The sequence below is a fragment of the Pantoea sp. EEL5 genome, assembly GCF_049892805.1.
GTDB classification, from domain to species: Bacteria; Pseudomonadota; Gammaproteobacteria; order Enterobacterales; family Enterobacteriaceae; genus Pantoea; species Pantoea ananatis.
In genome coordinates, this window is the sequence record NZ_JBNDNJ010000013.1 from 1 (window position 1) to 5300 (window position 5300).

A 5300-nucleotide genomic window follows, 5' to 3' on the forward strand; every position below is an offset into this window, starting at 1 on the left:
GGTTTTAGCCAGAACGGTGGTGATCGCTGCAGTCAGGGTGGTTTTACCGTGGTCAACGTGACCGATGGTTCCCACGTTTACGTGCAGTTTGTTACGTTGAAATTGCTCTTTAGCCATCGCTTGTCCCTCTAAGACACGGATATATCAAAGATATCGTCACATTAACCAGGCATTGCCTGACTGCAAGGAGTTACAGAGAAAAATCAGGAGGGAGATAAAGGAAGTGGTGCTGATACCCAGAGTCGAACTGGGGACCTCACCCTTACCAAGGGTGCGCTCTACCAACTGAGCCATATCAGCACATCTGGAGCGGGCAGCGGGAATCGAACCCGCATCATCAGCTTGGAAGGCTGAGGTAATAGCCATTATACGATGCCCGCATCCTGGAACTCGGCTACCTGTTCTTTCTGTAGCTTGTGAATAACAGAAGATGTCCTCTGTTATCCTTCGCCCGTCAGCGAAGCTGACTGACTTTGACTGAGCTTACACCCAATCTGAATTCAGGGTGAGAAGAAGCGACTCACCTGCCAGATAAACAGGTTGTTTATCTGTTTCTCAACCCGGGGGTTGAAATGGTGGTGGGAGAAGGATTCGAACCTTCGAAGTCTGTGACGGCAGATTTACAGTCTGCTCCCTTTGGCCGCTCGGGAATCCCACCTACTTGATGGTGCCGGCTACCGGAATCGAACTGGTGACCTACTGATTACAAGTCAGTTGCTCTACCAACTGAGCTAAGCCGGCATCAAGTGACGCGCATTCTAGGAAGGTCGGCAGAAGGATGCAACAAAAAAATCACTGTTTTTGTTCTATCGCTTACTATTTGTGCAAAGCATCGCAATTTACCCCTGATATGCAGAAATAACATCCAATTATTGGTTAAAATTTCTCTTCGCTCTCTTTCCGATAATGTTGCTCCCTCCCCCTGTCTCGCCCACTTTGTTGTCTTCATCCCTCAGGTTTTCTTAGGCCTCTGCCAGAAAAATGCATTAACTGCTCAGTTTTCAATCACCTCATGCGTACTTTTATCGCGACAGGACCCTACCTAAGGCCGCAGCCTTGAGTGTTATCCCCTAAAAGTTTTCAGGCGACACTGCCCGGCATGAAGATAAGTATCAGTATCAGGCGAAAGGCAGATAAAAACGTCACGGCTGACAGACCACCTGTGGGGCGGTTCGGTGCCTGAGGAGAATAAGGGCTGATAATCTGCATAAGCGTTCGTAGAGCGGCTGTGTGACTCACAGACAGCCTGTCATGCTGTCCACCGCATAGCAGGTCGGGTGAGCATGAAACTCAGATGCGATAAAGAACGTCGCTGACAGCCTCTATAAGAATGTCTGATGCACCAGCGTCGCTGACAGATAAGCTATGGCTGTCCTTAATACAGCAGCACGAGACCGAAGACGCCAGGGCAGACAGGGTTCACGCAATGGAGAGCAAGCGCTGACAATCTGCATGCGCCTGTACGACACAGCGCGGCTGTCTTTCGAACAGCAGGCACGGACGTCGTGCTATAGCGCCAGCTGTGCAGCATCAAAAGGGTATATCCGGGCATATCTGATGCCATGCACCCGGCCTGAATCATGCGTCACGATGACAGCGGTGCGAAAGCCACAAACGCCTTTGCACAAAATTGCCTGATGTCTGAATGGCAATAAAAAGCATAACGATTAAAGATTTCAAGTTTCTGTACCGACGATTTATCAAATCTGCGGAGAGGCTTGCGAAAGCAAGCCGCCGTTTATTTTTTACTTCTTTTAAAAGCTATACTGGTGATACCCTCCAGCCCATTGTTCTCGTTAATAGCCCTGTGACCGGCAATTCATTTCTCTACACGGCCCGACTCGTCATCGGCGAAAATGTACAGATCGGTTTGAATCTGCAGTCAAATGTATACTTATGGATAAAACGACATCACTTACGACGCCTTATTTACAGTTCACTCGTGAACAGTGGGCGGCATTACGCGACTCGGTTCCAATGACGCTGTCAGAGGATGAGATCGCGCAATTGAAAGGGATCAATGAAGATCTTTCCATTGAGGAAGTGGCAGAAATCTACCTGCCTCTATCACGTCTGCTTAATTTCTATATAAGTTCAAATGTCCGCCGTCAGGCCGTGCTGGAGCAGTTTCTGGGAACGAATGGGCAAAAAATTCCTTATATCATCAGCATTGCAGGCAGCGTTGCGGTGGGCAAAAGCACCACTGCTCGTGTTTTGCAGGCGCTTCTGAGCCGCTGGCCCGGACACCGTAAGGTTGAGTTAATTACGACAGATGGTTTTCTTCATCCCAATGCCGTGCTGAAAGAGCGCGGCTTAATGAAGAAAAAAGGCTTTCCTCAGTCCTATGATATGCATCGGCTGGTGAAATTTGTTTCCGACCTTAAGTCGGGCGCTAGCCAGGTTACCGCTCCCGTCTACTCCCATTTAATTTATGATGTTATTCCGGATGGCGATAAGGTTGTCCAGCAACCTGATATTCTGATTCTGGAAGGGTTAAATGTGCTGCAGAGCGGCATGGATTATCCTCACGATCCACACCATGTTTTTGTTTCCGACTTTGTGGATTTTTCAATCTATGTGGATGCTGAAGAAGATCTTTTGCAGCGCTGGTATGTGAATCGTTTCCTTAAATTTCGCCAGGGCGCTTTTACCGATCCCAACTCTTATTTTCATCACTATGCTCAGCTACCTGAAGACGAAGCCGTTAATATTGCTGGCTCATTGTGGCGGGAGATTAACTGGTTGAATCTGAAAGAAAATATTCTCCCTACACGTGAAAGAGCCAGCTTAATTATGACGAAAAGCGGTAACCACGCGGTGGAAAAACTGCGTCTCAGAAAATAACAGGTGGCGATTAAGCCTGCCAAAAGCAGGCTTTATTTTATTTTTCAAACCGGTCGAAGAGATATTTCTCCCCCTACCCACGATTGAATTTTTCCGTCTTGTTCCAGCTGCAAACCACCCTGATTATCAATGCCACGAGCAATACCGTGCACTTCACGTTCACCAATCAGTAATTTAACCGGGCGATTGATGAAGTTGTCCAGTTCGGCCCAGCGCGTCACAAAGGGCGTTAATCCCTCCTGCTCAAATACGGGTAGTGCTTCACGCAGGCGATTAATCAGTGTTGCTGCCAGTTCATTGCGATTAATTGTCACGCCGGCTTCCTGTAAGTTAATCCAGCCCTGATTAATCTGCGCCGCTTCGGCAGTTCTCATCGCCAGATTAATTCCGGCGCCCATCACGATTTGTGCTGCATCGCCGGTTTTACCGGTTAATTCAACCAGGATCCCCGCTAACTTCCGGTCATGAAGATAAATGTCGTTAGGCCATTTTACCCGTACGTCCTGCGCACCTAATGACCGCAGCGTTTCCGCCATAATGATACCAATCACCAGGCTCAGCCCCATTGCCGCTGCCGGGCCCTGTTCCAGGCGCCAGTACATAGACATATAGAGGTTGGCACCAAAGGGTGAAAACCAGTGACGTCCGCGTCGGCCACGTCCTGCCTGCTGATATTCAGCGAGGCAGACGGATCCTGAAGGCAGAGAATGCATACGTTCGAGTAAATACTGATTAGTTGAATCAATAACCGGTATTACGGCTATATCAGCCTGAGACAGTTGCCCCAAAATCTCTTGTTCATTGAGCAACTGAAGTGGGGCTGGAAAACTGTAGCCTTTACCTGTGACGGTATACACCTCAAGGCCCCAGCTTTTTAACGTTTGAATATGTTTATTAATCGCCGCACGGCTCATACCAAGCGTTTCACCGAGTTGCTCACCCGAGTGAAATTCACCATCGGCCAGGATATCGATTAATTTAAGCGGTACGCTATGATCCTTCATGAGATGACCTCTACAGCGTTACATTCACCCTGAGCCTGAATGAAACGAACTTCTGGCTCCAGCCAGACATTAAATTTTTCACCTACCCGGGTACGTACCTTTTTTGCCAGCGCGACAATGTCGTCGGGTGTGGCATTTTCAGCATTGATTAACACTAATGCCTGCTGCTGATGCACTGCCGCACCGCCAATTCGGCTGCCTTTAAGCTGGCATTGATCGATGAGCCAGCCTGCAGCCAGTTTACTATCACCTGTAGGCTGAGGATAATGTGGCATCGCTGGGTACTCACTCAACAGCACAGCCGCCTGCTGGCCAGTTATCACGGGATTTTTAAAAAAACTGCCCACGTTACCGGTTATTTTCGGATCCGGTAATTTACTCTGTCGCATATGACAGACCGCATGAAAAACATCCCAGGCATTTGCCGTGGCAGGGTTTAGCGTTTTTAAATCACCGTAGGTCAGGACGGGCTGCCAGTGTTTTTTCAATGAAAATCCGACAGCGATAATCGTGTAGCCTGACTGGTACTGATGTTTGAAAATACTGTCGCGATAACCAAACTGGCAATCGTCACGGCTCAAACGCTGTGTGAGACCGGTATGCAGATTTAGTACATCGACGTATTCACATACATCTTTTAATTCAACGCCATAGGCACCGATATTCTGTATGGGTGCTGATCCTACCATTCCAGGAATGAGTGCCAGATTTTCCAGACCCGAAATCCCTTTTTCCAGGGTAGTTTTTACCAGTTGGTGCCAGTTCTCGCCCGCGCCAACGTGCAGTTTCCAGCGCTCAGTCTCATCAAGGATTTCAACCCCTGCAATGCGGTTGATCACCACCACGCCTGCAAAGTCCTCAAGGAAGAGCACGTTGCTGCCCTCCCCGAGGATCAGAAAAGGTTGCTGGCTATGCTGGCTCATTTGCCAGGCTGAAAGTATGGCTTCCGGCGATTCGGCGACAATACGTGTTTTTGCGCTGACATCAAGCCCCAGCGTGTTGTCGGCTTTTAATGAGATGTACGAACTGGACATGATACGGCCTTAACGGGTTAATCTGCCGGTAGTTTACCGCATCACAACGGTAATGCGGGGGAATTTGCATGCGATGAAAGGCTTTCAACGATTTTGCGGCTCCTGAAAATCCTGATAGCGACAGAAATAAAGTGGTTGGGTGGATAGCGGAAGGCTGGCAGGTAACGATTTTCACAGTTTTGTTTCAGATGATGCACAGAATGACGCAGTGCGGGAGAGGATTAAAGCAGCAAGAGCGGCGTTGCAGACCCGCGGTTGTATCGGGGTCATGATGAGACGGAATATGATGAGGGGTTATCTGCCAGATCGCAGACGTAAAAAAGCCCTGAACGTCAGTTCAGGGCTTCTTTACTTGTTTGATGCCTGGCAGTTCCCTACTCTCGCATGGGGAGACCCCACACTACCATCGGCGCTACGG

At 48.9% G+C, this 5300-nt stretch carries 4 protein-coding genes and 4 tRNA genes; 1 reads left to right on the top strand and 7 read right to left on the bottom strand.

The features are described from left to right. The 5 genes from ACPXSQ_RS22915 to ACPXSQ_RS22935 form a co-directional block, all read right to left on the bottom strand. A partial coding sequence (locus tag ACPXSQ_RS22915; RefSeq protein ID WP_250341462.1) for a GTP-binding protein occupies positions 1–117 on the bottom strand: 117 nt, incomplete at its 3' end. A 107-nt stretch (positions 118–224) separates the two neighbouring features. Continuing rightward, positions 225–300 (bottom strand) — tRNA-Thr (locus tag ACPXSQ_RS22920). A 5-nt stretch (positions 301–305) separates the two neighbouring features. Then, positions 306–380 (bottom strand) — tRNA-Gly (locus ACPXSQ_RS22925). A 193-nt stretch (positions 381–573) separates the two neighbouring features. Next, positions 574–658: transfer RNA gene (locus tag ACPXSQ_RS22930), tRNA-Tyr, on the bottom strand. A gap of 7 nt (positions 659–665) precedes the next feature. Further along, positions 666–741, bottom strand: a tRNA-Thr gene (locus ACPXSQ_RS22935). Between the two features lie 1155 nt (positions 742–1896). Between ACPXSQ_RS22935 and coaA the strand changes: the two genes are divergently transcribed. Continuing rightward, positions 1897–2844 (top strand): type I pantothenate kinase, encoded by a 948-nt coding sequence (gene coaA, locus ACPXSQ_RS22940; RefSeq protein ID WP_013024113.1) that lies wholly within the window; start codon positions 1897–1899, stop codon positions 2842–2844. Between the two features lie 44 nt (positions 2845–2888). Here the strand turns inward: coaA and birA are convergent, their stop codons facing one another. Continuing rightward, complete coding sequence (birA, locus tag ACPXSQ_RS22945) at positions 2889–3848, bottom strand: bifunctional biotin--[acetyl-CoA-carboxylase] ligase/biotin operon repressor BirA (protein ID WP_015701287.1); 960 nt, start codon at positions 3846–3848, stop codon at positions 2889–2891. Continuing rightward, entirely contained in the window at positions 3845–4882 is a 1038-nt protein-coding gene (gene murB, locus ACPXSQ_RS22950) for a UDP-N-acetylmuramate dehydrogenase (RefSeq protein ID WP_042677912.1), read from the bottom strand. Before murB ends, birA begins: the two co-directional genes overlap by 4 nt. Between the last annotated feature and the right edge of the window lie 418 nt (positions 4883–5300).

Bases quoted from the DNA above. Each gene is read 5' to 3' on its own strand.
- coaA (WP_013024113.1), top strand. From the start codon at position 1,897: ATGGATAAAACGACATCACTTACGACGCCTTATTTACAGTTCACTCGT.
- birA (WP_015701287.1), bottom strand. From the start codon at position 3,848: ATGAAGGATCATAGCGTACCGCTTAAATTAATCGATATCCTGGCCGAT.
- murB (WP_042677912.1), bottom strand. From the start codon at position 4,882: ATGTCCAGTTCGTACATCTCATTAAAAGCCGACAACACGCTGGGGCTT.